Here is a 26,662-nt window from a genome sequence, read left to right on the forward strand (position 1 = left end):
GGGATCGGTCGGCTCACCGAACCGCCCGAACGGCGTTGCTCGGATCGTCGCGCTAGTGGGCCCAACTGATGGTGCGGCGGGTCCGCTCGTAGTCCCTGACCAACTCCGCGTCGACCTGTTCGCTCCGGGTCTCGGTGAGCACCACGGTTGCCGTACGCCACTGGCGGGCCTCGATCATCCGGGCCCGCAGCCCGGCCGGTGGGTGGGAGGAGAACAGGGACACGTCGTCACGGACCGACAGTTGCCGTAGTCGGGGCAGGTCCGTGACGCTGGTGCGTGCCTCGTCAGCGGCCACCCGCCAGTGGGCCGGACCACGACCGGCCCTGGCCTCGCGGTGAACCAGCATCGTCACGACGTCCGCCGTCAGGAATGTGTCCAGCAACCGTACGGCGGCGGTCGAGCCGGCCGCCCGGGCCGCCAGTTCGTCGGCGAGATACTCGGCGCGTTGGGCGTCACGCAGGCCGACCCACACCAGCAGCAGGTGGGCGCCGAATAGCAGACGGGAGAGCATCGACTGCAGCATGTTGGCCAGCATCTCGCCGATGACCCCGACGAATCCCACGCCGTCCCCTCCGCCGACGGTGTCGACCGGTCGGACCAGGTCGGCGGCTGAGCCGAGCATGGTGAACGCCGGTTGGGTGAGTAGACCCCGGCGGATGTCACCGTTGACGAAGTGCCCCAACTCATGACCGAGCAGCGCAACCCGTTCCTGCGGACCCAACGAGCCCCACAGCGGTAGTCCGAGGCAGAGCACTCGGCGTCGCCGCAGCCCCACCGAGGTGGCGTACGCGTTGAACGTGTGGTCTACCGCCACCACGTCCGGTCGGGGCGCGCCCACCGCCGCCGCCACCTCGTCGATGAGTTGGTGTAGTGCCGGAGCCTTATCCCGGGGCAGCACGTCGACCAGCGGATCGAGCTTGCCGAGGCGGGGTCGTAGCGCGATGGCCAAGCCGAGTGCGGCGACCCCGAGTACGGTCGCCAACGAGGGGAACCGGTAGGTCGCCAGCCAGCCGCCGCCGACCGCGAGTGCCACGACACCCGCGAGTAACAGCAGCGAGAATGTCACCGTCGTGATCCGGGCCAGGTTCAGCCGGGGACGGTCGAGGCTCCGCTCGGCCAGTTCGGTGAACTGCCGACGGGTCAGCCGGTAGGCGAGTTGGTGGGTTCGCCGGTCGATCCAGCGCCAGCCGAACTCGGGGGAGCGGCGGTTCGGGTCGTACCGGTCGAGGTTCCACTCGCATCGGGGACACCAGGGGATGGCCTCGTGGATGGAGACGGTGGCCGAGGAGCAACGCGCACAGGTTGAGGTGTCGTTCGGTATGGCTGTCACAGGTGGGTGCACGGTGGCAGATGCTGCCGTACCTTCTCCTCCGGGCGACACCACCCGTTAGTGCGATTTCGGCTGCCGGATCGGAAGGACCGGTCGTCGCAACCGTGGACCGGTGGTGCTGCCGGAAAATTGTCTTCGCAGGTCCGACCATCGGTCGACGTCCGAAGCCGGTGACGATTACGCAGATAAATCCGTTGCTGTACAACAGGATTCCGACAAGCGACGCAGTTCGCGGAAACCCCGCTGGTCAGGGTAGGAGCGGGTCTACTGTGGAAGCGGCGCGGACTATTTGCGCGAATCGGTAGCGCGCCGTCGATTTGCGGTGCACAGTGATCCCATGAGCGACAGCGGAAGTGGTGCGCGGTACTTCTGGTGCCTACGACACCACCAGGTCGAGACGGACGCCAACGTGTGTCCCGCGAAGTACGTCTTCGGCCCGTACGCCTCAGCTACCGATGCCGAGAACGCGCTGCAACTGGTGCAGGAGCGTAACGAGGCGTGGGAAGCCGAGGACAGCCGCTGGGCCGGGGAGGAGAGGTAATCCGACGTGGCGAGGGTCCGCGTCGAGGAACTCCGTGGTCTCCGTCGGGGAGACGACCGAGAGCATGTCCCGCAAGGAGGGAACCCAGATGGCCGAAGCAACTAAGGCCACCACCCGGCCGGCTGCCAGACCCACCGGCGCCCGGAAGACCACCGGGGCCAAGAAGGCACCGATGAAGCGGTCCACGGCGGCGAAGAAGGCCGCCACCGTGACCAAGCGGGCCACCGGGGCGACCGCCGCCAAGACCCCCGCCCGCAAGAAGGCGACGACGGCCCGTACCGCCAGCAAGACGGCACCGACCACGGTCCGGAAGACCGCCAAGACGGCACCCGCGAAGAAGGCGACGACGGCGAGGTCGACGACCGCGAAGAAGACGACGACCGCAAAGTCGACGGCGGCCAAGAAGGCCACGGCGAAGCGGACCGCCGAGAAGAAGACGACGGCCGCGAAGTCGACGGCTAAGCAGGCGGCGGTCAAGAAGGCCACGGCGAAGAAGACCATCGCCAAGAAGGCAGCGCCGAAGAAGACCGTCGCGAAGAAGTCGACGGCGAAGAAGACGACGTCGACGCGTCCGGCGGCGGCGCGCAAGACCACGGCGGCGAAGAAGGCACCCGCGAAGAAGGCGACGACCGCGAAGTCGGCCTCGACCCGCAAGACGGCCGCCACGAAGGCGACCGGAACGGCGCGCACGACGGCGGCGAAGAAGACCACCGCGCGGAAGTCGACGGCCGGAACGGTGTCGGCCCGGAAACTGACCGGCCGGAAGACGCCGACCAAGCAGGTCACCGCTCGGCAGTCGCCGGCCAAGAAGGCCGCCCGGGTCGCGGCCCGCAAGACCACCGGCTGAACCCGGGGTACGTGCACCCGGCCCGACAGCGGGTACGACGCACCGTACCGGTCGACCCTACGGTCGACCGGTACGGTGTCCCACACCGCCCACCGGTCACGCCGGTTTGCGAGGATGACCGCCATGGCATACGACGCTAGTTCCCTGCCCGACGTGTCCGGGCTGACCGTGGGCATCATCGGCGGCACCGGCGACCAGGGGCGGGGCCTCGCCTACCGGTTCGTGCGTGCGGGACAGACCGTACTCGTCGGTTCCCGGACAGCCGAGCGCGCGGAGCAGGCGGCCCGAGAGATCGCCGCGCTGCCCGGGGTACCGGCCGACGCCACCGTCTCCGGCGGGGACAACATAGAGGTGGCGTCCCGGGCCGACGTGGTCATCCTCGCGGTGCCGTGGGACGGGCACGCCGTCACCCTCACCGCGTTGCGCGAGCCACTGGCCGGCAAGGTGGTCGTCGACTGCGTCAATCCGCTCGGTTTCGACGGGCAGGGCCCGTACGCGTTGCGGGTCGAGGAGGGCAGTGCGGTGCAGCAGGCCGCCGCCCTGTTGCCCGAGTCCCGCGTGTGCGCAGCGTTCAACCACGTCAGTGCCCCGCTGCTGGCCGACCCGACGATCGACCGGATCGACCTCGACGTGCTGATCTGCACCGAGGACCGGGAGTTGGTGGGGATCGTCGGCGGGCTCGCCGCACTGATTCCCGGCATGCGCGGCATCTACGCAGGCCGGCTGCGCAACGCCCACCAGATCGAGGCGTTCACCGCGAACCTGATCGCGATCAACAAGCGGTACAAGGCGCACGCCGGCATCCGGGTCACCGACCTCTGAGCGACGAATCGCCAGACCCGCCGGGGCGGGGCCGGTGAAGCCCACCGGGGTACGGGACCGAGCGCGCCCGTACCCCGGACGGAACCGGTCAGAAGGTGTGTTCGGCGGCGGGGAACTGCCCGTCGCGTACCTCGTCGGCGTAGCGGCGGGTGGCGTCGGTGAGCACCCCGGCCAGGTCGGCGTACCGCTTGACGAACCGGGGTGCCCGGCCGCCGCGTAGGCCCGCCATGTCCTGCCAGACCAGCACCTGCGCGTCGGTGTCCGGGCCGGCACCGATGCCCACCGTCGGGATCGGCACCTCGTGGGTGACCCGCTTGGCCACCTCACCCGGCACCATCTCCAGCACCACCGAGAAGGCACCCGCCTCGACCACCGCCTGCGCGTCGGCGAGTACGTCCGCAGCGGCCTCGCCCCGGCCCTGCACCCGGTAGCCGCCGATGGTGTGCTCCCGCTGCGGCGTGAACCCGATGTGCGCCATGACCGGGATGCCGGCACCGGTGATGGCCGCGATCTGTGCCGCGAAGCGCCGACCGCCCTCCAGCTTCACCGCGTGGCAGCCGCCCTCCTTCATGAACCGCACCGCCGTGCGCAGCGCCTGGGTCGGCCCCTCCTCGTACGAGCCGAACGGCAGGTCACCGACGACCAGCGTCTGCTTCGTCGCCCGGACCACCGCCCGGACCAGCGGCAGCAGGTCCTCGACGGTCACCGGCACCGTGGTCTCGTAGCCGAAGACGTTGTTGGCCGCGGAGTCGCCGACCAGCAGCACCGGGATCCCCGCCTGGTCGAAGATCGCAGCCGTGTACTGGTCGTACGAGGTGAGCATCGCCCAGCGCTCGCCGCGCTCCTTGGCGGCGAGCAGGTCGCGGGTGCGTACCCGCCGGGTTGCCGGCCCGCCGTACAGCGTCGGCACCTCGGCCGGTGCGGGGGTGACCCCTGACTCGGACATGTGGAACTCCTCTCGCCCTCGAGGCCGCGTTCGCGGTCCCCGGGTTCTGCGCCGATCGTCGCACCGCAGCGGCCGGACAGGGCAGAGTCGAGTGGAAGTTCTCACAACCCGATCGAAACGCCGACGGCCAGACCGGCGACCGGCCAGACCGGCCAGATCGGCGACGGTCAGGAGCCGTGCTCGCGCCAGCGGTTGGTGATGGGCAGTCGCCGGTCCCGACCGAATGCCTTGATCGAGGTCTTGGTGCCGGGGGCCGACTGGCGGCGCTTGTATTCGGCGAGGTCGACCATGCGCAGCACCCGGTCCACCACCGCCGGGTCGTGTCCGGTCGCGATCAGCCCGTCCCGGCCCAGGTCACCGTCGACGTAGCCGATCAGGATCGGGTCGAGTTCGGAATACTCCGGCAGGGTGTCGCTGTCGAGCTGGCCGGGGCTCAGCTCGGCGCTGGGCGGCTTGCCGATCGAGTTCTCCGGGATCGGCGGCTGCTCGCCGCGCCGGGTCGCGTCCTCGTTGCGCCACCGGGCCAGCTTCCAGACCAGCGTCTTCCATACGTCCTTGATCGGGTTGAAACCACCCACCGAGTCGCCGTAGAGGGTGGAGTAGCCGACCGCCAGCTCGCTCTTGTTGCCGGTGGTGAGGACGAGATGCCCCTCCTGGTTCGACAGCGCCATCAGCAGCACGCCGCGTACCCGGGCCTGGAGGTTCTCCACCGCCACCCCGGCCAGCGACAGGTTGGCCAGGAAGCTGTCCACCATCGGCTGGATCGGTTCCACCCGGTAGTCCAGGCCGGTGCGTTCGGCCAGGTCGGCGGCGTCGCTGCGGGAATGCTCCGACGAGTGCTGGCTCGGCATCGACACCCCGACCACCCGGTCGGGACCGAGCGCGTCCACCGCGATGGCCGCCACGACCGCCGAGTCGATGCCGCCGGAGAGACCGAGCACCACCGAGGGAAAGCCGTTCTTGTTGACGTAGTCGCGTAGGCCGACCACCAGCGCCTGCCAGATCTCGGCCTCGTCGGTGACCGGCTTCTCGATCGTGCCGATGGCCGGCGGTCCCGCCGGAGCGGGCAGTGCTCCGGTGACCGGGATCCGGGCGATCCGCATCCCGGCCGGGTCGTCGGCTGGCGGCTCCTCGGTGGCTGGGCGCGCGACGTCCGCCGCCGGCAGTTCCAGATCGTGTACGACCAGCTGCTCGATGAACCGGGGCGCCCGGGTCAGCAGCGTCCCGTCCGGCGTGACGATCATCGAGTCACCGTCGAAGACCAGCTCGTCCTGTCCGCCGACCAGGTTGACGTACGCCACGGCGGCCCCGGCCTCGGCGGCCCGGCGACGCACCAGCGGCAGTCGTACGTCGTCCTTGTTCAGCTCGTACGGCGAGCCGTTGACGCTGACGACCAGGCCGACACCGGCCCGGCGGGCGGCGGTGAACGGGCCGCCGGCCTGCCAGATGTCCTCACAGATGGTCAGCGCGACGTCCACCTCGCCGACGCGGATCACGGTCAGCGTGTCACCGGGGGTGAAGTAGCGGTCCTCGTCGAAGACGCCGTAGTTGGGCAGGTGGTGCTTGAAGTAGGTGGCCACCACCCGGCCGGTGTGCAGTACGGCCAGCGCGTTGCGCGGCCCCTTGCCCGCCACGGACCGGACGCTGTCCGCGGGCGGACCGTCAGCGTCGAGGTAGCCGACCAGCACCGGCACCTCGCCCAGCCCGTCGGCTGCCAGATCGGTGGCGAGCTGGTGCATGGCGGCCCGGGAGGCGGTCACGAAGGACTCCCGGAAGACCAGGTCCTCCACCGGGTAACCGGTCAACGTCATCTCGGGGAAGGCGACGAGTTGTGCGCCCGCGTCCGCAGCGGTACGGGTCCATCGGCGGACCAGTTCGGCGTTACCGGACAGATCACCCACGGTCGTGTTGACCTGGGCGAGAGCGAGGCGCAAGGTCGGCATCACCTCATCTTGCCGTACGTGATCCGACCCGGCAGATCGGAGCCGGCTGTGCCGGCTTCCACCCGGGCAGATCGGAGCCGGCCGTGCCGGCTTCCACCCGGGCAGATCGGAGCCGGCCGTGCCGGCTTCCACCCGGGCAGATCGGAGTCGGCTGTGCCGGCTTCCACCCGGGCAGATCGGAGTCGGCTGTGCCGGCTTCCACCCGGGCAGATCGGAGCCGGGCCCGGCGGGTCGCGCCCCCGTACAGTGGTGCCGGGTGTGGCCGGCGTAACGTCGGCGTAATCAGGGCGGTGGAGACTGGGCGGTCAAGCTGCCCGACGCCCACCCCCCCGGTCGGAGGTGAGCGCCCGGCCGGTCTGGTACGAGCAGAGTTGTCGCGAGGGGTGGAAGTGGACCGTCAGCAGGAGTTCGTGCTCCGTACGCTGGAGGAACGGGACATCCGTTTCGTTCGGCTGTGGTTCACCGACGTGCTGGGCACGCTGAAGAGCGTCTCGGTGGCGCCGGCCGAGCTGGAGGCCGCGTTCGCCGAGGGCATCGGTTTCGACGGCTCGGCCATCGAGGGCTTCGCCCGGGTCTTCGAATCCGACATGGTCGCCATGCCCGACCCGACCACCTTCCAGGTCTTCCCGTTCGAGGGTGGGGGCAGCGGCGAAAGCGCCCGGATGTTCTGCGACATCCTGCTCCCCGACGGTAGCCCCTCCTGGGCCGACCCTCGGCACGTGCTGCGTCGGGCGCTGTCCCGGGCCGCCGAGAAGGGGTTCACCTTCTACACCCACCCCGAGATCGAGTTCTTCCTCCTGGAGGACGGCCCCACCGACGGGTCGGTCCCGGTACCGGTCGACGCGGGCGGCTACTTCGAGCACACCACGCACGCCGTTGCCCGGGACTTCCGCCGGCAGGCGGTGTTGGCGCTGGAGCGGATCGGCATCTCGGTGGAATACAGCCACCACGAGGTGGCCCCCGGCCAGCAGGAGATCGACCTGCGCTACGCCGACGCGCTCACTACCGCCGACAACATCATGACCTTCCGGCACGTGGTCAAGGAGGTGGCGCTCTCGCACGGCGTACGGGCCTCGTTCATGCCCAAGCCCTTCACCGACCAGCCGGGCAGCGGCATGCACACCCACCTGTCGCTCTTCGAGGGGGAACGTAACGCGTTCCACGACGCCGGTGACCCGATGAAACTTTCCAAGGTCGGCCGGGCCTTCATCGCCGGCCTGCTCACCCACGCCCGGGAATACACGGCGGTCACCAACCAGTGGGTCAACTCCTACAAGCGGCTCTTCCCGCAGGCGCTGCCGGACCGGATCACCGAGTCCCCGGCGTACGTCTGCTGGGGGCACCTCAACCGCTCCGCGCTGGTGCGGGTGCCGGCGTACGGCAAGCCGAACTCGGCCCGGGTGGAGGTGCGCTCGCTCGACTCGGCCGCCAACCCCTACCTGGCCTTCGCCGTGATGCTCGGTGCCGGCCTCAAGGGCATCGAGGAGGGCTACGAGCTGCCGCCGGGGGCCGAGGACGACGTGTGGTCGCTGTCCAACGCCGAGCGCAAGGCGATGGGGTACGAGTCGCTGCCGGAGGACCTGGCCGAGGCGATCGACGTGATGGCCGGTTCGGAGCTGGTGGCCGAGGTGCTCGGCGAGCACGTCTTCGACTTCTTCCTGCGTAACAAGCGCTCCGAGTGGGAGCAGTACCGCCGGGTGGTCACCCCGTACGAGCGGGAGCGCTATCTGGCACTCTGAGCCGATGTTCGCTATCCCTCTCGGCGACGACGCCGTACTGCGCCCCCTCGAACCGTGGCAGGCCGAGGAGTTCGCGGCCGACCTTGACCGGGCCCGGGAGCACATCGCCCCCTGGGTCGGGCCGAGTTTCGTGGCCACCGGCGTGGCCGGGGCCCGCGAGGTCCTGCAACGCTACGCGGACAAGCAGGCCAAGGACGACGCCCGGATCTACGGGATCTGGCGGGACGGGGTGCTCGTCGGCGGCACGCTCTTCGTCTCGGTGAACGCGGCGGCCGGGGTGTGCGAGGTTGGCTGCTGGCTGGAACCGGCCGCCGAGGGGCGGGGGTTGATCACCCGCGCGGTCAGCCACATGATCGACTGGGCGGTCGAGGTGCGGGGCATCACCCGGGTCGAGTGGGTGACGAAGTCGGCCAACACCCGCAGCCGTAACGTCGCGAAGCGGTTGGGCATGAGCCTGGACGGGGTGCTGCGGCAGTCCGTGCCGGCCGACGCCAATGGCGTACGGGCCGATCAGGAAGTCTGGTCGGTGCTCGCCGACGAGTGGCGCAGCCGCTGAGGCGGTGTGCCGGCTGACGCACGAGGGATCGCACGTCAGCCGGCGCAACGGCAGTCTGTCTTCTGGTTGGCGCAGCCAGGCCGCGGCCGGCATCGGCGAGTCCGTTCCGGCCGTTGCCGAGCGCGGCGGCGGCGAGTTCCGCGAACGCGGTCATCGCCATCCCCACCTCCTCGGGGTCGTCGCTGTACATACGGCGGCAGGCTGAGATGGCCTGGTCGACCCGGTCGAGCGGCACACCGAGTACGTCGCAGACGACGGTGAGCGGGAACCGGGTGGTGAAGTCCACCATCAGGTCGACAGGTTCACCGGTGGTGGCGAGCGTGGCGAGCAGTGTGCGGGCGATCGTCGTGATCCGCTCGGAGTAGTCACCCATTCGCCGAGCGGTGAAGAGCGGAGCGTGTGCGCGGCGCAGTTGCTCGTGGGCCGGGCCGTCGAGGGTGGTGAGCGAGGGTTGCGTGGCGGCGGACGGTTCGAGAGCGGCGATCCGCGGATCCCAGTCCACCGGCGCGTACGCGGGGTCCTTCACGATGTGCGGGTGGGTGAGGACCGTCCGGGCCAACGCGTAGTCGGTGATGATCCAGACTGGGCCGCCGGCTGGGGCGTCGGCGCGGACGATCGGACCGATGGCGCGGAGCACGGCGTGGGCGGGGTGAGGTTCGCCGATGCCGCGGACGGTGACGGCGAACGGGTCGATGTCGGTGTGCGGTGCGTCGGACATCAGGCTCCTTGGCGGCTGATGGGGCGCGGCGGGGTAGCGGCTGTGGACCGGTCCGGTTCCGGTGTGGACCGATCCGGCACGGAAGGGGCGGCGTTGGTGGGGATGGCGACTGTGGCGATGAGCCCGAGCAGGAGGAGACCGGCGGCGAGGTAGCCGATGAGGGTGATTCCTTCGGTCATCGCCAGCTGGGCCGCGTCGGCGACCACGGTGGTCTGCGGATTGGCGGCGAGGGCCGCGATCGCCGACCCCGCACTGTCGGTGACGGTGTCGGTGAAGCGGTCGGACTCCGTGGTCGACATGCCGGTGGCGGTGAGGAGTTGTCCGAGCTTGGTGCCGAGGGTGCTGAAGAAAGCTGTGGTGAGTACCGCGATTCCCAGCGCGGATCCCAGTTGCCGTGCGGCGCTCTGGATACCGGATGCCTGACCGGCGCTGTGGGCGGGAACGTCGGCGAGGACGACGTTGGTGACCTGAGCGGTGGCGAACCCGACGCCGACGCCGTAGAGCAGCAGGGCCAGTGCGATCGGCCACCAGGGGCTGTCGGTGGTGGCGACGAGTGCCAGTCCGGCGAGGCCGGCGATTTCGAGGACCAGCCCGAGGCGGACCAGCCCGAGGGAGCTGAACCTGGCGGTCATCCCGAAACTGGCGCTGCTGGCGAGGAAGCTCCCGACGGCCAGGGGGACCAGGGCGAGGCCGGCCTGTAGCACGCTGTAGTCGAGGGTGAACTGTAGCCACAGCGGGAGCACCGCGATGATGCCGAACTCGCCCAGCCCGATGATCAGAGTCGCGATGTTGCCGTTGCGGAAGGAGCGGACCGAGAAGAGGCGGGTGTCGACCAGAGCCCGCGTGGTGTCGCCACTCCGGACGAGGATCGCCTGCCGTCGGGCGAATCCGAGCAGTGTCAGGACAGCCAGGACCAGGGCGACCAGAACGGGGGAAGGCCCGGCGTCCCAGGTGAAGCCGAGGATGCTCAGCGGCTCGACGCTGCCGAGCCAGCCCAGGGTGCGTCCCTCGATGAGTCCGAAGGCGAGCAGGCCAAGCCCGAGAACCGAGAGGACCGCCCCGATGACGTCGATGCGTCCACGGGTCCGGGGGGAGGGCGCGAGGAATGCCAGTGCGCCGAGGAAGATCAGTACGGTGAAGGGGACGTTGATGCCGAACGCCCAGCGCCATGAGGTGTCCTCGGCGAGCCAGCCGCCCAGCAGCGGGCCGAGCGCTGAGGCCGCGCCGATGGTCGAGCCCCAGACCGCGAACGCCTGGCCGCGTGCCTTTCCGGTAAAGGTCGCGTTCACCAGGGACAGGGAGGTCGGCACGATCATGGCTGCCCCCACTCCCTGCAGGAAGCGGGCCAGGACGAGCAGGCCGCCAGTGGGTGCCAGGCCGGCCAGCATGCTGGTGGCGCCGAAGACCACGACACCGGCGAGGAAGATCCGGCGGGCACCGAGTAGGTCCGCCAATCGGCCGACCAGCAGGAGCAGCGCCGCGACGACGATGGCGTAGGACTCCTGGATCCACTGTGCCTCGGCGGAGTCGACGGCCAGGTCCTCGATGATCGGAGGGATGATCACATTGACGATGGTGGTGTCCACCACGATCAGCGCCATGCCCAGGGAGATGACGACCAGACCGAGCCATCGGTGGGCGGGGGAAGGGGAAAGCACCTGATTGCCTCCACGGTAAAGTAACTTCATGGTGAAGCTATCTGCCGGGTCGGTAGGTTGTCAAAGCGCCCGTCGCTGGCGTACGTGGCACGAGAGGAAGGCAGCGGCCAGATGGAGGAACCGATGACTGGCGGTGTCGCGGCACAGCGCGAACGGCTGGCGGAAGGACTCAGGGCCTACGGCGCGAGCTTCACCGAGCTGGGCCGCCGGTTCGCCACCCTGTTGGGCGTACACTCCACCGACGCCTTCGCACTCTGGGAGATCGCCTCCGCCGAGGCGAGGGGGACCCCGCTGTCGCCAGCCCAGCTCAGCCGGCGCATCTCACTCTCCTCGGGGGCCATGACCGCGCTGCTGAACCGCCTTGAAAAGGCCGGGTACGTCTCCCGTACCCGGGAACACACCGACCGGCGGATCGTCACCCTGCGCAGCAGCGTGCAGGCCAGGGAGGTCGCCGACGAATTCTTCAGATCCGTCAACGAACGCCAGGACGCCATCCTGTCGCAGTACCCACCCGAGGTGCTAGAGCGGTTCCAGGAACTCCTCGACCAGCTGGGTGCCACCGTGGACGAGGCGCTCACCGAGCAGGTACGCCAGACCTGACCGGCGTAGGTAGCCCACCGGATACCACCGTGGGGATTAGCCACGCCGCCGGGTAGTACCTGGGAGCTACCCACAGGTGTGGACCGTAGCGGGACGCCGAACAGGGGTGATGATCCATAACGTCGGTACCGAAGAACACGACTGATCTTCGGTACCGAAAGGAACTCCCATGGCGTCCCGCATCCGCACCGACCGCTGGCGTCGCTTTCTGTACTCGGCGTTCGTCGCCGTGTCGGTGACGGTGCCGATGGTGGGCGCGGCCCGTCCCGGGGCGGTCCCGACACCCGCGCCGCTGGCCCTCGCGCCGTTGCGGGCCGGAGTGTGCGCAGACATCGTCGGACGGTATGCCATCAACCTCGACGGCATCCGAGCGACCGAGCAGATGGCGACCGACCATGGTGACCGGAGCCGGGCGGCGGTGCTGCGTACCATGGCGGACCCGACGCGGCAGTTCCTGTCCTTCGACGGCCGCGACGGCGGGCGCACCGTGGAGGTCTTCGGCGACCTGTGCCGGGCCGAGCGGATCGCCGTACTGGTCCCCGGCGCGGACACCAACCTGGACAGTTACCAGCGTCTTCCGGCCGACGCCGAGGCGCTACACCGGGAGTTGGGCGACCGGATCGCCGTGGTCGCCTGGCTCGGCTATCGGACACCGGCAACGATCAGCCCCCAGGTGTTGACGCCAGGGCGGGCCGCCGACGGCGCTGCGGAACTGCGTACGTTCATCCGGGAGCTGGGCGTCGCCGCGCCGGACGCGCGGGTCGCCCTGGTCTGCCACTCCTACGGGACCGTGGTCTGCGCCCAGGCCGCGCCCGGACTGCAAGTCGCGGATATCGTCCTGTACGGCAGCCCCGGCACCGGGGTCGACGATGTCGCCGGACTGCGGACCTCGGCCACTGTCTGGGCGGGCCGCAGCACCGGCGACTGGATCGACAACGTGCCGCACCTGCGGCTCCGGCTGCCCTTCGCCACCATCGGGCTCGGCGCCGACCCCGTCTCGCCACCCTTCGGTGCCCGGATCTTCGCGGCGGGCGACGGCGGCCACAGCGACTACCTGAAACCCGGGTCGGTGTCGTTGCGCAGTATCGCCCAGATCGTCGCCGGGGAAGGTCCGGCTGAGGAGCGCGGACATGCGTGACCTCGTACGGCGGATCGAGGCGGCCACCCCGCCGGACCGGGACCGCACGGTCGACGCGCTACGCGCGCTCGCCATCTGCGGGGTGGTGCTGGGCCACTGGCTGGTGACGGCCCTGGTCAGCGACAGCGGCACGCTGTACGCGACCAGCCCGTTACCGCACCTGCCCGGGTTCACTCCGGTCTCCTGGCTGCTCCAGACCCTGGCGGTCTTCTTCCTGGTGGGCGGGCAGGTGGCGGCTCGAAGCTTTGCCGGGACCAACGCCCGAGGCGGGTCGTACCGGCGTTGGCTCGGTATGCGGATGGCGCGGCTGTTCCGGCCGGTCGTCGTCGTGCTGGTGGTGTGGACCGTGGCGGCGGGAGCGCTGCTCGCGACCGGGGTGCCGCTGGCGACCGTACGGACCCTGGTCGGGCTGGTGCTGTCTCCGTTGTGGTTTCTGCTGGTCTTCGCGGCGCTGACCGTGTTGACCCCGCTGGTCGTACGGCTGCACCCGGGGTGGCCACTGGCCGTGGTGTTGGGTGTCGACGTGTCACGGCTCGTCTTCGGTGGACCGGACTGGCTCGGCTGGATCAATCTGTTGGCCGGCTGGCTGGTGCCGTACTGCCTGGGTGCGGCCTGGGCGCGGAACCGGCTGCGGAGCCGCGAGACCGGGTGGGTGTTGCTGCTCGGCGGGGTGGTCGCCACCGCCGTGCTGGTCCGCTGGGCGGGCTATCCGGCGGCGATGGTCGGGGTGCCGGGCGAGGGCTTCTCCAACCTCAACCCACCGAGCCTCGCCGCCGTCACCTTCGGCCTGGCGCAGTGCGGCGGGGCGCTGCTGCTGGTCGGCCCGCTGCGGCGGATGCTGCGGCGTCCCGCCGTCTGGGCCGGGGTGGCGTTGGTGAACCTCTCCGCGATGACGATCTTCCTGTGGCACCAGACGGCGATGACCGCGGTGACCACGCTCGGTCTGTTCGCCGGCTGGCCACTGCCCGGCCTGCACACCGTTCCCGACGGGGTGGGCTGGGTGGCCGCCCGGCTGGCCTGGCTGCCGCTGTTCGCGCTGGCCCTGCTGGTCTGTTGGGCGGCGTTCCACCGGCACGAGCGAGGCACCCGGGTTGTGGCGGTCAGCCGGTGACGACCGCGACGATTCGGGTGCCGGGGGCGAAGGCACCTCGTTCGGCCAGGTCGAAGATGCCGAACATCATTTTGGCTACGTAGATCGGGTCCAGGGACAGACCGTGCCGTTCGGTGAAGTCGTCGGCGAACTCCGTCAGCTGCGGAGTCGTCCTGGCGTAACCGCCGCCGTGGTAGCCGTACTCGACGTGCCAGTTGTCGAAGCTGGTGCCGTACGTCTGTTCCTGAAGCCGGGTGACCTCACCGGCCAGGAACTCGCCCCCCTTGAGCACCGAGAAGCCGATCGCCCGCCGAGCTGGTCCGAGCCCGGCGGAGATACCGGCCAGGGTGCCGCCGGTGCCGACCGCACAGCAGACGACGTCGAACTCCGCGTCGATCTCGCCCGGTAGTTCGGCGCAGCCGCGTACCGCCAGCGGATTGCTGCCGCCCTCGGGGAGCAGATAGAACCGGCCGAAGTCCCGCCGCAGTGTGTCGACCACCATCGGGGTGTGTTTGCTGCGGTAGGTGCTCCGGTCCAGATAGGTGAGCCGCATGCCCCGGCTGGTCGCGTACGACAGGGTCAGGTTCAGCGGCAGGTGCTCCTCGCCCCGGATCACCCCGATCGTGGCGAAGTCGAAGTAGTGTCCGGCGGCGGCGGTGGCCCGGATGTGGTTGGAGTACGCCCCACCGAAGGTCAACAACGTGTCGTGGCCCTGCTCGGCCGCTGTCGCCAGGTTGTACTTCAGCTTTCGCCACTTGTTGCCGGGCAACTCCGGGTGGATCAGGTCGTCCCGTTTGACCAACAGCTGGACCCCGGCCGCGTCGAGCCGGTCATCGGCGAGTTCGACCAGGGGAGAGGGCAGCCGGAGCGGGATCGTCGTCGGGGGCGGCTCGCCGGGGTGCACCCGTACAGCCTGCCGGAGACGGTGCCGCCCACCCACCGCAGGGGGAGTGCGGCGGGTGGGCGGCACCGGGCCGGCTTACTTGCCGGTCGTACCCTCCGGGGTTTCCACCGGACCGCCGTGGCCGCGACCGCCGGGTCCACCGGGACCGGGCAGCACGCCCGCCTCGTACGCCTTGACAATGGCGTCAGCCTGCTCCTGGGTGAGCTTGCCGTCCGCCACGGCCTGGTCCAGCCGCTCCTTGAGCTTGGCCTGCCGATCGGCCTTGTTCTCATCGGCGTTCTCGCCGGCGCGCTGCTTCCACTCGTCGCGCTTCTCCGCCACCTCGGCCTTGTGCTGCTCGCGAAGCTTGGTCAACGCGGCCTCGACCTTGTCCTGCGGCACGCCCAGCTCGTCGGCGAGCGCCTTGGCGAACTCACTCTGCCGCTCGGTTCGGTGCTGCTCGTGCTTGTCACCCTCCGTAGTGCTGCTGGACGTCGACGGCTTTGCCGTCGCGTCGCCGCCGTCCTGCGCGAACGCCAGGGTCGGCGCGGCCACACCCACGGCGAGTACGCCCGCCGTGGCCAGCCCTGCGAGGGTGTTCTTCTTCGAAAACAGCCTGGACATCAAGCCTCCATGGTTACTTACCGTGTCGGACTCGATCGACAGTGGCGCGGTGAACTGTGTCGGGGCCATGCCGCACCTGTCAGCCGCCTGAAAATCTTGCGGGTGGCGTAGCGGCGGTGGTCGGACTCATCGCACTGTCGTCAACAGCGCGGCCAGGGCGGCGGTGATGGTGGGGGTGTCGAGTGGTGTGTCGTTCAGGGCACGCAGGAGTACCCCGTCGATGAAGACCGCCGCCGCCTGGGCTGCGGCGGGGGTGGTGGTGTGAGGTTCGAGGATCTCGACCAGGCCGTCGAACCAGACCCGGGCCATCGGGCGTAGCTCGGGCCGGTGGGCGGCGGCGAGGTAGATCTCGGACTCCAGGAGCACTCGGGGACGGTCCGCCAGGTAGGCGGTGGTCAGTTCGGCCAGGGTCGCCGGTAGGTCGGCGCTGGCGTCGAGGGCTTCGGCCCAGCCGCGTAGACCTTCGACCGACAGCTCTGCGGCGTACGTGAGCGCCGCGTCGGTCAGGTCGTCGAGGGTCTTGAAGTAGTAGGTGGTGGCCCCCAGCGGCACCTCGGCGCGGGCGGCGACGAGCCGGTGGGTGACGGTGCCGATGCCAGCCTCGGCGATCAGCAGGCAGGTGGTTTCGACGATGCGGCGGCGGCGACCCTCGGGGTCGCGGACGGTGCGGCGGCGACCCTCGGGGTCGCGTCGAGCGGTCAGTGTGCACCGCCGAGGTTGAGCACGACCACACCGGCGACCACCAGGGCGATGCCGAGGACCTTCGTCAGGGTGAGCGGCTCGTTCAGGAACAGTGCCCCGATTACGACGATCAGCGTCGTGCCCAGTCCGGACCACAGGGCGTAGCCGATGCTGACCTGGAGCCCTTTCTGAATGGCCTGGGAGAGCGTGAAGAAGGCTGCGGCGTACGCGGAGAGGCAGGCCAGGGTCGGCCACAGTCGGGTGAATCCCTCGGTGCTCTTGATCAGACTTGTTCCGATGATCTCGGCCGCGATGGCGAGGCCGAGCAACACGAACGGCATGATCCCTCTCCCGTCTTGTACGTCTGTACAAGTACAAATGTACACGTGGAACTGGAGGGCCGGGCCGGGAAAGTGGGAGGCCGTGAACGGTTGTCCGCTACCGGCATGCTTGTTGCTGGATGTCCTCCGGTCGCCACCGACAGTCCTCGTCAAGGTTCCACCGGCAGTCCTTCGTCAACGGTTCCTCCGATGGGAGCAGTACGTGCCCAAGACGCTCAGTTACGCCGACGCCGCCCGACTGCTGGGTGGGCAGCAGAGCAGGATGGTCAGCGCCCTCGACACGCTGACCGGCGGGGCCATGCTCGGCATATCCGTCGCCGCCCCGGCCGTACTGAGTCTGTTCGACGCGCGGGTGGAGTTCATCCGACTCAGCCACGAACTGGTGCGCGGCCTGTCCGAGCGGCGTGCGGGCCTGTCCCGGTACCGCCGGACCGAGCGCCTGGCGGCAGCGCACCGGGTCATCGTGGTCACCGCCTTCTTCGAGGCGCTGGCCGAGGCGAAGTTGTCGTTCCGCTTCGCGGACCTGGCGCTGACCCACCAGGAACGGGTGACACTCGCCGGGGCGCGCGGGGACGACCAGCCCCTGATGTGGGCGTTCTTCGCCGGGGGTGTGCCGACTCCCCGACCGCAGCAGCCGTACGAGGAGTTCCGCTCCGCACTCGACGGCTACTACCGTTCCGTCGCCGACCGGCTGGGGACCTTCGTGACCGGACTGGCCGCCTGGGACCGGCTGGGCCACGCCGACCAGGCCAGCTTCCACGACGCCCTCGCCGAGCTTCCGCGCCGGGCGGTGGAGCGCCACCACGAACTGTTCGGGCGACTCGCCGGCGACTTTCCCGAGGTGGCGTTCTGGGCCGCGCTGCGTGAGCACGAGGGCACCCGGACCGAGGTACGTCAGCTCGCCACCTCGCTCGCCGGTCTGGAACGCCTCCTCGCCGAGATCTCCACCGGGGCGACGCCCGACACCCGGCGGGCCGGGCTGGCCCGGGCGTACGCGGCAGCCCTGGACCGGCCGATCATCGCCTCCGGCGACGTGCCGGCGGGGTTGCAGATGCCAACGCTCGGCGAGGCGTACCTGCCACCGCTGTGCCGGGTCGCCGAGGTGGGGCCGGGTGCCCGGCCCAGCGACGAGACCTGGTGGGCCGACCAGCCGGTCCGCGACGACCTGCCGGAATTCCTCGCCGGTCACCTCACCACCCCGGGCGCGACCCGCGCCCCGCTGCTGGTGCTCGGTCAGCCCGGCTCGGGCAAGTCGGTGCTCACCAAGGTGCTCGCCGCCCGCCTGCCGGCGGCCGACTTCCTGCCGATCCGGGTGGTGCTGCGCGACGTGCCGGCCGCCGCCGACCTACAGGACCAGATCGAGTACGCGGTCCGCGACGCCACCGGCGAACGACTGGACTGGCCGGCACTGGCCCGCTCGGCCGGGGACGCCCTGCCGGTGGTGCTGCTCGACGGCTTCGACGAGTTGTTGCAGGCCACCGGGGTCAGCCAGACCGACTATCTGGCCCGGGTGGCGACGTTCCAGCGACGGGAGGCCGACCAGGGGCGGCCGGTCGTGGTCGTGGTGACCAGCCGCACCAGCGTCGCCGACCGGGCCCAGCCACCGGAGGGTACGGTCGCGATCCGGTTGGAGCCGTTCGACGAGACCCGGATCGCGGGCTGGCTGGCCACCTGGAACGCCGCCAACCGGCGCTACTTCGACTCCTGCGAAGTGCAGCCGCTGGAGCTGTCGAGCGTACTGACCCATCGGGAGTTGGCCGAGCAGCCGCTACTGCTGCTGATGCTGGCGCTCTACGACGCCGACGGCAACGCGCTGCGCTCGGCCGGGACACTGCGTCAGGACGAACTCTACGAGCGGCTGCTGCGCCGGTTCGCCCGCCGGGAGGTGATCAAGCATCGGCCGGGGCTGCCCGAACGGGAGTTGGACCGGGCCGTCGAGGAGGAGTTGCGCCGGTTGTCGGTGGTGGCCTTCGCCATGTTCAACCGCACCGCCCAGTGGGTCACCGAGGCCCAGTTGGAGGCGGATCTGGCGACGCTCTTCGGCGCTCCGGCGACGGCGGCCACCGCCGCCGACCTGCGGGCACCGCTGCGCCCCGCCGAGATCGTGCTCGGCCGGTTCTTCTTCGTGCACCGGGCGCAGGCGTCACAGAACGACAGCCGACTGGAGACGTACGAGTTCCTGCACGCCACCTTCGGCGAGTTCCTGGTGGCCCGGCTGGTCTGGCAGGCGCTGGCCGACCTGATGGCCCGGGAGGCCGCCGCCACCATGTCCTTTGGAGGCAGTCCGGTCGACGACGACCTACTACACGCCCTGCTGTCGTACGCGGTGCTCAGCGGCCGGGCTCCGATCGTCGGCTTCCTGCGTGCGTTGGCCTCCGGGCTGACCGCCGAACAGCGGGCCGCCCTCACCGACCTGCTGGCCCGGCTGTTCCAGGGGGCACACCACACTCGGACCTCCCGCCGCTACGACGGCTACCAGCCCCGGCCGCTGCCGGTGCCGGCCCGACACGCCGCGTACAGCGCAAACCTGATGCTGCTGGCGGTCTGTGCCGCCGGCACACTGCGCGGCAGCACCCTCTATCCGGGCCGGAACGTGGTGCCCTGCTGGCACCGGGAGACCCTGCTCTGGCAGTCCCAGTTGACCGGCGAGGACTGGAACAGCCTGGTGGACATCCTGGTCCTCGACCGGCTCTGGATCGATGACGGCACCCGGGACATCGCACTCAGCCTCGCCACCGACCCGGACCAGTTCGATGTCCCAGCGGTCGATCCGCACTGGACGTTTGACAGAGCGAGGCGGATAGGTGTCGGTTTTGCCCACTCCGGGCATTCATGGACGAACCTGGCACGTAGGGCGCACTTTCGGTGTGGGATCGACGACGACCTGCTGGCACACACCCTGGAACCGATGGCGACCCTACGGTCGGGGATCAACCGATTCCTCGACCCACCCGATTCGTCGGCCCGGTCGGTGCTGCATGACGTGATTGCGTTGATGATGTCGCCGCTGACGGCGGGCACGGTGGTCGAGCGTGAGCGCACCTACCTGCGCTGCGCCGAAGCGTTGCACCTTTGGTGGGCTGGCACGGAGTCCGGACGGTGGGTCACCGGCCTCCTTCTCGACCGGCTCGCCGGCGACCCGGAGATATCGGCAGAGGCCGCCGCCGAAGTCATCAGAAAGACTGACCGCGTCGTGTCGAGGCATGGCGAGCTGGTCGAGCAACTGCTGCGTTGCGTGCTGGTCTTTCTCGGTCGGGACCGGGCGGTGGACAGGTTCCTTCGCCGGCTGTCGGTCCTCTTCCTGCAGAACGAATACCGCAGGATCGATGGGCGGATCGCCGCCGAGGTGGTGGTCCGGCTAACGGAACTGAGGGACCCCGTCAACGGGGATCTGGTACTGCCCGGGGAACTGGTAACCGAGATCCTGGCGGACCATCCGGAGCTGAGGGCGCGTTACGACCAGCGCGTGTGAGGGCTCGGCTGCCCCGGGGCAGACAGGCGCACCAGCTAACGGGCGGGCGGTGCAGTGCCGAGTGCCGTGAGGTCCCACATCAGCAGGTGGTTGTTGAAACAGCCGATCAGCGTACGACCATCAGGGCTGAACCGGATGTCGGGCACCTTGAACTGGACGGGGAGCGCGGAGTAGTAGTCGACGATGTCCTCCAGCGCCGGCCCGGCCGGCTCGCGGGTGGCGACGTCCCAGAGCTGGAGGGTGGTGCCGCCCAAGCTGGCCACCGTGCGTCCGTCGGGGCTGAACGCGATCGCGGTCACCCGATTGTGGTGGCTGCCGTCGAAGTCAGCGATCTTCTTGTGGCCCGCGACGTCCCAGAGGGCCACCCGGCCGTCGCCTCCACCGACGGCGAGGGTGCGACCGTCCGGGCTGAACGCGACCGGGGCACCGGGATCGTTGAGCGGAATTCCGTCGTACGTGGCTCCGCGCAGCACCCCCAGTCGCCGGCGGCTGGCGACGTCCCACAGCAGCGTGGTGCCCGCGCCGCCGTCGGTGGCCATCGTGCGGCCATCCGGGCTGAACGCGACGTACCTGATGGCGGCGACGTTGTCGCTGTCGACCCGGCCCAGGCTGCGGCGGCGGCTCGGGTCCCACAGTCGTACCGAGGAACCGGGGCCGTCGCAGACGGCGAGCAGCCCGGCGGTCGGGCCGTAGGTCAGGCAGGACGTCCAGAAGGCATCGCTGAGCGTCCCGTTGGCGATGCGATTCGACACGGTCCACACCCGTACCGCAGCGCTGGACAATCCGTCACCGGCGGTGATCAGGGTACGGCTGTCCGGGCTGAATGTTGCGTTCCAGTACGCATCACTCCGGGCGGTGACCGGTTCACCGATCTGTTGCAGGGTGGCTGCGTCGTAGAGGCGTACCGACTTCACTCGGATGGCGGCGATGGTCTTGCCGTCCGGGCTCAGCGTGACGTGCCGTACCGGATCACTGGTCCCGCCGTCGTTGGGCACCTCCACCCGGCGGGGTTCGGGCAGGACCGGTGGCCCGGTCGGCGTGGCCGACGGGGTTGGCGAGCCAGCGCCGGCACCCGTCGCGCCGACCCCGTCGCCGGTGCCGGCACCGGTGCCGCTGTTCCGCTCGCGGAGCAGTGCGTTCGCCAATAGACCGGCGATGACCAGTGCCATCACCAGGCCGGCGGCGAGCACGGCAACCCATCGGGTACGGCGACTACGACGGGCGGCGGTGGGGACAGCAGGTGCCGGCACCACCGCTATCGAGGGTGGCACGGTCGGCACTCCGGGTGCCGGTGCCGCCGGCAGTGATGGCGGTAGCAGCGGTGACTGTGGCGGTGGTGGTGACACCAGCAGTAGTGGTGGCGGCAGTGGTTGCGCGTGCAGGCTGCCCTCGGCGACGACGAGCTCCGGCTGCTCGACCACGGTAGGGACGATCCCCAGCCGCTGATGCAGCAAACTCGCCACCAGCGGCATCCGGCTTGCCCCGCCGACGAGGAACAGCCCGGCCAGGTTCGCCGGCGCGATCCCCACGCTGGCCAGCAGCGAACGGGTGATGTCGACCGTAAGGGCGAGCAGCGGGGCAGCGAGCTGCTCCAACAGTTCGCGGGGCAGGGGCGCGTCATCGTCGAAGAACGGGATGTGTACCAGCGTGGTGGCCGTACGCGACAGCAGCTCCTTGCCGGTGCGTACGTCGTCCCACAGGGCGCGGCTGGCGCGACGCTCGGCCCGGGTCACGGGCTGGACCAACCGGCCCCAGGCCGTCGAGTCGCGCTCCGCATAGGTCTGCCCGAGGCTCGCCACCATCGCGGCGTCGATGTCGAGGCCGCCCACATCCGGCAACCCATCGCTGGCCAGCACCTCGAAACCGCCCTCGGTACGGCGTACCACCGAGGCGTCGAAGGTGCCGGCGCCCAGGTCGTACACCAGGGCGTGGGAGCCGACGGGCATGCGATTACCGGCCATCGTGGCGAAGTAGCTCGCCGCCGCCACCGGCTCGGCCACCAGGACCACCGTGGGAAACACCTGCTGTGCGGCGGTGAGGAGCCGATGCCGCCGTTGCGGACCCCAGCCGACCGGGCAGGTGATCACGGCTGGCGGCGGGTGCTCGCCGGAGCGGGTCGCTTCCACCGCGACCCGGCGCAGCACCGCCGAGATCATCTGCTCGACGGGTACCGCGACGTCGCCGAGCAGCACCGAGTCATCGTCGATGCATCGCTTGGGGTACGGCTCGAAGCAATCCGGTCGAATCCGAGCGGCGTGTATGGCATCGCGCCCGACCACAAGTCCCTGGCCGGGTTCGGCGTAGACACCGGACGGCAGCACTGGTGAACCGTCGAAGAGCAGTGGCCGAAGCCGTCCGTCCGACCCGGCCAGTACGGCGGTAGTGTTCGAGGTGCCAAAGTCGATGCCCAGCCGGAACCCGCCGATGCCCACCACGCCACAATACGGCTCTGTTCAAGCGCTCGGCCCTTTTGAAACGGGCACTCGATGATCGGCGATGGCATCAATTGCGGGGGATAGGGGCCGGATGGTGATGAGCGGTGCTGATGACGTGCCGGCGTTGCTGGCCGGCGGCGGGGCGGCGGCGGAGACCGACCGGCCGCTGTTGACGTACTGCGACGACGCGACCGGTGAGCGGACGGAGCTGTCGGTTGCCGCGCTGGCCGGGTGGGCGTCGCGGACCGCCGGTCTGCTGCACGAGGGCTGCGGGCTGGGTGCGGGCAGTCGGATGGCGGTGCTGCTGCCACCACACTGGCAGACCGCCGCCGTGCTGCTGGGGGCCTGGTCGGCGGGGCTGTCGGTGTCGTTCCGCCTGGCGGCCACGGCAGGTCTACCGGCGTACGGGCCGGGCGACGACGAACCGTTGGACGCGGTCTTCGTCTCCCGGCGGCGGCTGGACGACTGGCTGGAGAACGTGCCCGACGCCCGGCACCGCTTCGTGTTGGGGCTGACACCGGGCACCACGACCATGGCCGAGGTGCCCGCCGGATACCGCGACTACCTGGCCGAGGTGGGCCGCTACAGCGACAGCCTGCCGGCGTACGCGTCGATCGGGCAGACCGATGCCGCGAGCGTGGACGGCACCACGTTCCGGGAGTGGGGGTCGGTGGCGCTGGAGACGGCCGGGATGCTCGACCTACGGCCGGGGGATCGGCTGCTGGTCGACACGGCCGAGCACGAGCACCCGTTCAAGTGGTTGTTGGCTCCGCTGGCGGTCGGCGCCTCGGTGGTGCTCTGCGCCAACCTCGACCCGACGACCGTCGCCGCCCGGGCAGCGGCCGAACAGGCCAGCCACGTCCTCGGATAGGGCAACCCCGTCCGCGAGCATCACCTGCGCGAGTCGTCGGCTGGTGATGCTGTGGTCAGATCATCCGCAACTGGTCGCGGAGCGTACGGGCGACCTGGGCCATCAGTGCTTCCGCCTCGGGCTGCAACACGGCCGGTACGCGGGACTCGGTCAGGGCGGCGACGGCGAAGGTCTGCCCGTCGGCGTGCTCGACGACCCCAACCTCGTGTCGGAGGTTGAGCAGGGTGCCGGTCTTCGACGACCAGCGGGACGCATCAGAGCTGAAGTCGGGTGCCAGCCTGTGCCGGATCATGTTGTTCCTCATCAGCTCACGGACGTGTGCTGCGGTGGCGGAATTGATCGTCGTCGGCCGCCACAATCCCTCCAGCAGATTGACGAAGGCCCGGGCGGACCCGACGTTCGCGCGACTGATGTCGAGTTGGGCCACGGGATGCCCCTGTCCCGCTGTCGCGGCACCGATGGCGAGGGAGTGGGCCAGGTGCGCCTCGGTAGGCGCGAACCGCTCGGCTGGCGTCTCGGTGAGGTCCCCCATGAGGTGGCGTACCACGATGCCGTCGTAGCCGAGCCGGCGCAGTTCCGCGGTGACTTCGGCGGGCGGGGTGATGGCGAACAGGGCGTCGGCCGCAGTGCCGTCGCTGATTGCCGTGCTGAGATAGAGAAGGTCCTCGAGCGCGACCCTGGCCGGGTGCCGGAACTTGGACATGCCGGTCGGTCCCGGCGCGGTGACCCGGCCGGGCTGCACCACGATTGCTGTTGCCAGGTCCAGTTCACCGCGCCCGGCACGTTCCAGCGTGGCGACCGCGAGTGGCACCTTGACCAGGGAGGCGATCGGATAGTCCACCTCGGCGTCGATGGCGAGTTCATCGCCGGTGTCGAGGTCACGCACGAGGATTGAGCCGCGCAGGCCGCCGTCGTGCAGGGCCTCCCGGGCATCGCGGAGAACCTTGGTCGTCACCACGGCTACGCCTCACCTGCGTCCGACTCGTCGCTGCCGTGGCTGTCGTGTTTCGGCATTCCTAGACAGCGTCCGATCGTGGCGGGTGGGAGGGCCCGGATTCGCTGGGCGTCCTCGCGCAGTCCGGCCGCGATGTCGTAACCGCGTACCAGCCGTAGCTCGCCGATCGGCCGCCAGTGCAGGCCCAGTTCGCTGGCCTGCGCGGCGGAACAGAGCAACAGGTCGGCCGAGCCGAGCACCTCGGCTCCAGCGTCGACGAGTGAGGTCGAGACGACGACCTGAGCGGGTTGGAGGCCGACCTGGTCCCGCAGGCGGATCACGTGGTCGCGAATGTGCGGCACGTCGTCCTCCGGTTGAATCCAGACATGTCGACGGTGTGTCGTGCGCCCGGCCCGGCCAGCGCGCAGGCTTTCCAGGTATATCGCCTGACCCGCCGTCTCGGCGTGGCCGGCCAGCCCCAACGGTATCCGCCAGGGCGCGCGGTCGCCGGGGACGGCCACGATCGCCGCCCGGACCTCGAGCGTCCGAGCCAGTTCTGCGCGTTCACCGGGCCCCGCCGGATGGAGGGTGAGATTCAGGTCGTAGCGACGTGCCTCGGCAACGAGGCCGGTAAGACGGCGTAGGGCGGAGACTGCCGGTAGGGCCAATCGGAACGGGCGTTGCTTGGCGCGCTCGGCATCGTGCTCCATCGCCTCGACGAGTTCGACCAGCCGCCGGGCCGAGGACAGCATGTCCCGGCCGAACGGGGTAAGGGTGACGTTTCGCGACGATCGATCGAACAGCTTGGCGCCGAAGTGCTCCTCCAGTGCGGCGATTCGCCGACTGGCAACTGACTGCGGCATACCCGCCGCGGCGGCCCCGATGGTGAAGCTGCCATGCCTGCTCACCGCCACGAACGCCTGGCAGGCCCTGACGATGTCCACGCTCGACAGCGTACAGCCATGCCGAATTGGCATTGATGTGCCCGTTCCTGTCTTGGACAGCATGTTTCCTGGATGCCAGACTGCGTTCTGACCCACCTGGGATATCTATCCATTTAGGAAATGATTTGCCAGGATTTTCACCAGAGAGGAGCAGAGCACTCGTGAGGAAGATCGCCAGTGCATTTCTGGCCTTGCTGCTCGCCACCCTGCTCGGCACTGCTGCCAATCCGAATCCTGGGTATGCCCGGGTCATCTCGGCAGGCCATGTCGAGGGCGTGCTTCCCGATGGCTCGGCCTACGTGATGGATGTGCCGACCAACTGGAACGGCACCGTCCTGCTCTACAGCCATGGCTACGTGCCCGACGGTGCGTCGAACCCGGCCCGCAACGCCCCCAGTGAAGCCGTTCGCACCGCGTTGCTGGACGCCGGGTACGCCCAGATCGGCTCCGCATATCCGGAGACCGGCTGGGTCGTGGAGGGGGCCATGCCGGCACAACTCGGCACACTGAACGAGTTCCAGGCGCGATTCGGCGTGGCCCGGCGCACGATCGCCTGGGGCACGTCCATGGGCGGCATGATCACGACCGGTTTCGCCGAGCGGCATGGCCGGTTCTTCGACGGCACCATCGCCATGTGCGGGCTCGAACAAGGTTCCGTAGCCAACTGGAACAACGCCCTCGACACGCTCTTCGCGATCCGTACCCTGCTGGCACCGGGCTCGACCGCACCGTTGGTACGCCTGCCCGACCAGGCCACGGCGATCGCGTCGGCCGCTGAACTGACCGCCGCCCTCGATGTGGCTCAGACATCCCCGCAGGGCCGGGCGCGCATCGCCCTGGCGGCAGCGCTGCGTAACACCCCGGCCTGGACCAATCCGGCGCAGCCGGAGCCGGACGCGAACGATCACGACACCGCGCAGCGCAACCAGTTCGGTGCGCTCCGCCAGTTCCTGCAGACCGGACTCACCTGGCGGCAGGAGGCCGAGGCGCACGCCAGCGGCAACATGTCCTGGAACACCGGCGTCGACTACGCCCGCATGCTGGCGAACTCCGCCATCCGAAAGCAGGTTGAGGCGCACTACCGGCAGTCGGGGCTTTCGCTGCGCGACGACCTGGCCGCGCTGGCCGCCGCGCCTCGCATTACCGCCGATCCGGCGGCGGTCGCCTACATGATCCGGAACATCTCGTTCACCGGTGGACTCACCACGCCGATGATGAGCATCCACACCACCGGCGACCCGCAGGTTCCGGTTCAGACCGAGCAGGCCTACGCCGAGGCGGTCACCGACGCCGGCCGCTCACGGCTGCTGCGTCAGGCGTACGTACACCGGGCCGGACACTGCACCTTCACCGCCGGCGAGATGCTGGCGGCCGTCCGCACCCTCGAACACCGGATCAGCACCGGACAGTGGCCCGACACCGGGCCCTTGACGCTGAATCGACTGGCGGAAGAGTGGGACCCCGCGGCCACCCACGACTACGTCACCTACTCGCCGGGGCCGTACCCCCGGCCGTTCCATCTGCACCGCTGATCCTGGCCGAGGGCGTC

Annotated in this window: 23 protein-coding genes; 12 read left to right on the forward strand and 11 right to left on the reverse strand. The window is 69.8% G+C overall.

Features of this window, described 5'->3' with window-relative positions; genetic code table 11:
* Positions 1-52 precede the first annotated feature (52 nt).
* The gene (locus tag FHR38_RS23220; protein WP_184536655.1) at positions 53-1,330 is read right to left on the reverse strand and encodes a M48 family metalloprotease; all 1,278 of its coding nucleotides are present in this window, start codon (positions 1,328-1,330) and stop codon (positions 53-55) included.
* A 337-nt stretch (positions 1,331-1,667) separates the two neighbouring features.
* On the opposite strand from FHR38_RS23220, the gene FHR38_RS23225 reads away from it, so the two are divergent.
* The 3 genes from FHR38_RS23225 (at position 1,668) to npdG (ending at position 3,540) form a co-directional block, all read left to right on the forward strand.
* Positions 1,668-1,871, forward strand: a complete 204-nt coding sequence (locus tag FHR38_RS23225) for a hypothetical protein (protein WP_184536656.1) — start codon at positions 1,668-1,670, stop codon at positions 1,869-1,871.
* Positions 1,872-1,959: 88 nt separating this feature from the next.
* Complete coding sequence (locus FHR38_RS23230; protein ID WP_184536657.1) at positions 1,960-2,718, forward strand: histone H1; 759 nt, start codon at positions 1,960-1,962, stop codon at positions 2,716-2,718.
* Positions 2,719-2,841: 123 nt separating this feature from the next.
* Entirely contained in the window at positions 2,842-3,540 is a 699-nt protein-coding gene (gene npdG, locus FHR38_RS23235; RefSeq protein WP_184536658.1) for an NADPH-dependent F420 reductase, read from the forward strand.
* 88 nt (positions 3,541-3,628) lie between these two features.
* Here the strand turns inward: npdG and panB are convergent, their stop codons facing one another.
* Positions 3,629-4,486 carry a 3-methyl-2-oxobutanoate hydroxymethyltransferase gene (panB, locus tag FHR38_RS23240; protein ID WP_184536659.1) on the reverse strand — a complete coding sequence of 286 codons (858 nt, stop codon included), beginning with the start codon at positions 4,484-4,486 and terminating at the stop codon, positions 3,629-3,631.
* A gap of 167 nt (positions 4,487-4,653) precedes the next feature.
* Complete coding sequence (locus FHR38_RS23245; RefSeq protein WP_184536660.1) at positions 4,654-6,429, reverse strand: NAD+ synthase; 1,776 nt, start codon at positions 6,427-6,429, stop codon at positions 4,654-4,656.
* Positions 6,430-6,818: 389 nt separating this feature from the next.
* Here FHR38_RS23245 and glnA point away from each other — a divergent pair, with 389 nt between their 5' ends.
* From glnA to FHR38_RS23260, 3 genes are all read left to right on the forward strand, one after another.
* Complete coding sequence (gene glnA, locus FHR38_RS23250) at positions 6,819-8,168, forward strand: type I glutamate--ammonia ligase (RefSeq protein WP_184536661.1); 1,350 nt, start codon at positions 6,819-6,821, stop codon at positions 8,166-8,168.
* Positions 8,169-8,172: 4 nt separating this feature from the next.
* Positions 8,173-8,724: a GNAT family N-acetyltransferase gene (locus tag FHR38_RS23255; RefSeq protein ID WP_184536662.1), complete on the forward strand. Its 552-nt coding sequence runs from the start codon at positions 8,173-8,175 to the stop codon at positions 8,722-8,724.
* Positions 8,725-8,837: 113 nt separating this feature from the next.
* Positions 8,838-9,089 (forward strand): hypothetical protein, encoded by a 252-nt coding sequence (locus FHR38_RS23260; RefSeq protein ID WP_184536663.1) that lies wholly within the window; start codon positions 8,838-8,840, stop codon positions 9,087-9,089.
* 352 nt (positions 9,090-9,441) lie between these two features.
* Here the strand turns inward: FHR38_RS23260 and FHR38_RS23265 are convergent, their stop codons facing one another.
* A complete protein-coding gene (locus FHR38_RS23265) occupies positions 9,442-11,100 on the reverse strand; it encodes an MFS transporter (protein ID WP_312882359.1) in 1,659 nt (552 codons plus the stop codon).
* A 123-nt stretch (positions 11,101-11,223) separates the two neighbouring features.
* Here FHR38_RS23265 and FHR38_RS23270 point away from each other — a divergent pair, with 123 nt between their 5' ends.
* The 3 genes from FHR38_RS23270 (at position 11,224) to FHR38_RS23280 (ending at position 13,949) form a co-directional block, all read left to right on the forward strand.
* Positions 11,224-11,700: a MarR family winged helix-turn-helix transcriptional regulator gene (locus tag FHR38_RS23270; RefSeq protein ID WP_221449142.1), complete on the forward strand. Its 477-nt coding sequence runs from the start codon at positions 11,224-11,226 to the stop codon at positions 11,698-11,700.
* 169 nt (positions 11,701-11,869) lie between these two features.
* The gene (locus tag FHR38_RS23275; protein ID WP_184536666.1) at positions 11,870-12,838 is read left to right on the forward strand and encodes an alpha/beta hydrolase; all 969 of its coding nucleotides are present in this window, start codon (positions 11,870-11,872) and stop codon (positions 12,836-12,838) included.
* Positions 12,831-13,949, forward strand: a complete 1,119-nt coding sequence (locus FHR38_RS23280; protein ID WP_184536667.1) for an acyltransferase family protein — start codon at positions 12,831-12,833, stop codon at positions 13,947-13,949. The genes FHR38_RS23275 and FHR38_RS23280 overlap by 8 nt, the downstream gene beginning before the upstream one ends.
* Here FHR38_RS23280 and FHR38_RS23285 read toward each other — a convergent pair.
* The 4 genes from FHR38_RS23285 to FHR38_RS23300 all read right to left on the reverse strand — a co-directional run bounded on the left by FHR38_RS23285 (position 13,939) and on the right by FHR38_RS23300 (position 16,457).
* Positions 13,939-14,832, reverse strand: coding sequence for a 1-aminocyclopropane-1-carboxylate deaminase/D-cysteine desulfhydrase (locus FHR38_RS23285; protein ID WP_312882360.1), 894 nt, complete (start codon positions 14,830-14,832; stop codon positions 13,939-13,941). The two genes, FHR38_RS23280 and FHR38_RS23285, sit on opposite strands and share 11 nt — an antisense overlap.
* A gap of 75 nt (positions 14,833-14,907) precedes the next feature.
* Positions 14,908-15,435 (reverse strand): hypothetical protein, encoded by a 528-nt coding sequence (locus FHR38_RS23290; protein ID WP_184536668.1) that lies wholly within the window; start codon positions 15,433-15,435, stop codon positions 14,908-14,910.
* A 126-nt stretch (positions 15,436-15,561) separates the two neighbouring features.
* The gene (locus FHR38_RS23295) at positions 15,562-15,987 is read right to left on the reverse strand and encodes a TetR/AcrR family transcriptional regulator (RefSeq protein ID WP_221449143.1); all 426 of its coding nucleotides are present in this window, start codon (positions 15,985-15,987) and stop codon (positions 15,562-15,564) included.
* 146 nt (positions 15,988-16,133) lie between these two features.
* Complete coding sequence (locus FHR38_RS23300) at positions 16,134-16,457, reverse strand: DMT family transporter (RefSeq protein WP_184536669.1); 324 nt, start codon at positions 16,455-16,457, stop codon at positions 16,134-16,136.
* A 202-nt stretch (positions 16,458-16,659) separates the two neighbouring features.
* Here FHR38_RS23300 and FHR38_RS23305 point away from each other — a divergent pair, with 202 nt between their 5' ends.
* Positions 16,660-19,929, forward strand: coding sequence for an NACHT domain-containing protein (locus tag FHR38_RS23305; protein ID WP_184536670.1), 3,270 nt, complete (start codon positions 16,660-16,662; stop codon positions 19,927-19,929).
* A gap of 35 nt (positions 19,930-19,964) precedes the next feature.
* Here the strand turns inward: FHR38_RS23305 and FHR38_RS23310 are convergent, their stop codons facing one another.
* On the reverse strand, positions 19,965-22,361 hold the full coding sequence (locus FHR38_RS23310; RefSeq protein WP_184536671.1) for an Hsp70 family protein: 2,397 nt from the start codon (positions 22,359-22,361) through the stop codon (positions 19,965-19,967).
* Between the two features lie 100 nt (positions 22,362-22,461).
* Here FHR38_RS23310 and FHR38_RS23315 point away from each other — a divergent pair, with 100 nt between their 5' ends.
* Entirely contained in the window at positions 22,462-23,235 is a 774-nt protein-coding gene (locus FHR38_RS23315) for a TIGR03089 family protein (protein ID WP_184536672.1), read from the forward strand.
* Positions 23,236-23,290: 55 nt separating this feature from the next.
* Here the strand turns inward: FHR38_RS23315 and FHR38_RS23320 are convergent, their stop codons facing one another.
* Together FHR38_RS23320 and FHR38_RS23325 are read right to left on the reverse strand one after the other, a co-directional pair.
* The gene (locus FHR38_RS23320; protein WP_184536673.1) at positions 23,291-24,193 is read right to left on the reverse strand and encodes a serine hydrolase; all 903 of its coding nucleotides are present in this window, start codon (positions 24,191-24,193) and stop codon (positions 23,291-23,293) included.
* Positions 24,194-24,195: 2 nt separating this feature from the next.
* The gene (locus FHR38_RS23325; protein ID WP_312882362.1) at positions 24,196-25,113 is read right to left on the reverse strand and encodes a LysR family transcriptional regulator; all 918 of its coding nucleotides are present in this window, start codon (positions 25,111-25,113) and stop codon (positions 24,196-24,198) included.
* 161 nt (positions 25,114-25,274) lie between these two features.
* Between FHR38_RS23325 and FHR38_RS23330 the strand changes: the two genes are divergently transcribed.
* Entirely contained in the window at positions 25,275-26,645 is a 1,371-nt protein-coding gene (locus FHR38_RS23330) for an alpha/beta hydrolase family protein (protein ID WP_221449144.1), read from the forward strand.
* Positions 26,646-26,662: the final 17 nt, after the last annotated feature.

It is taken from the genome of Micromonospora polyrhachis (assembly GCF_014203835.1).
Classification (GTDB): Bacteria; Actinomycetota; Actinomycetes; order Mycobacteriales; family Micromonosporaceae; genus Micromonospora_H; species Micromonospora_H polyrhachis.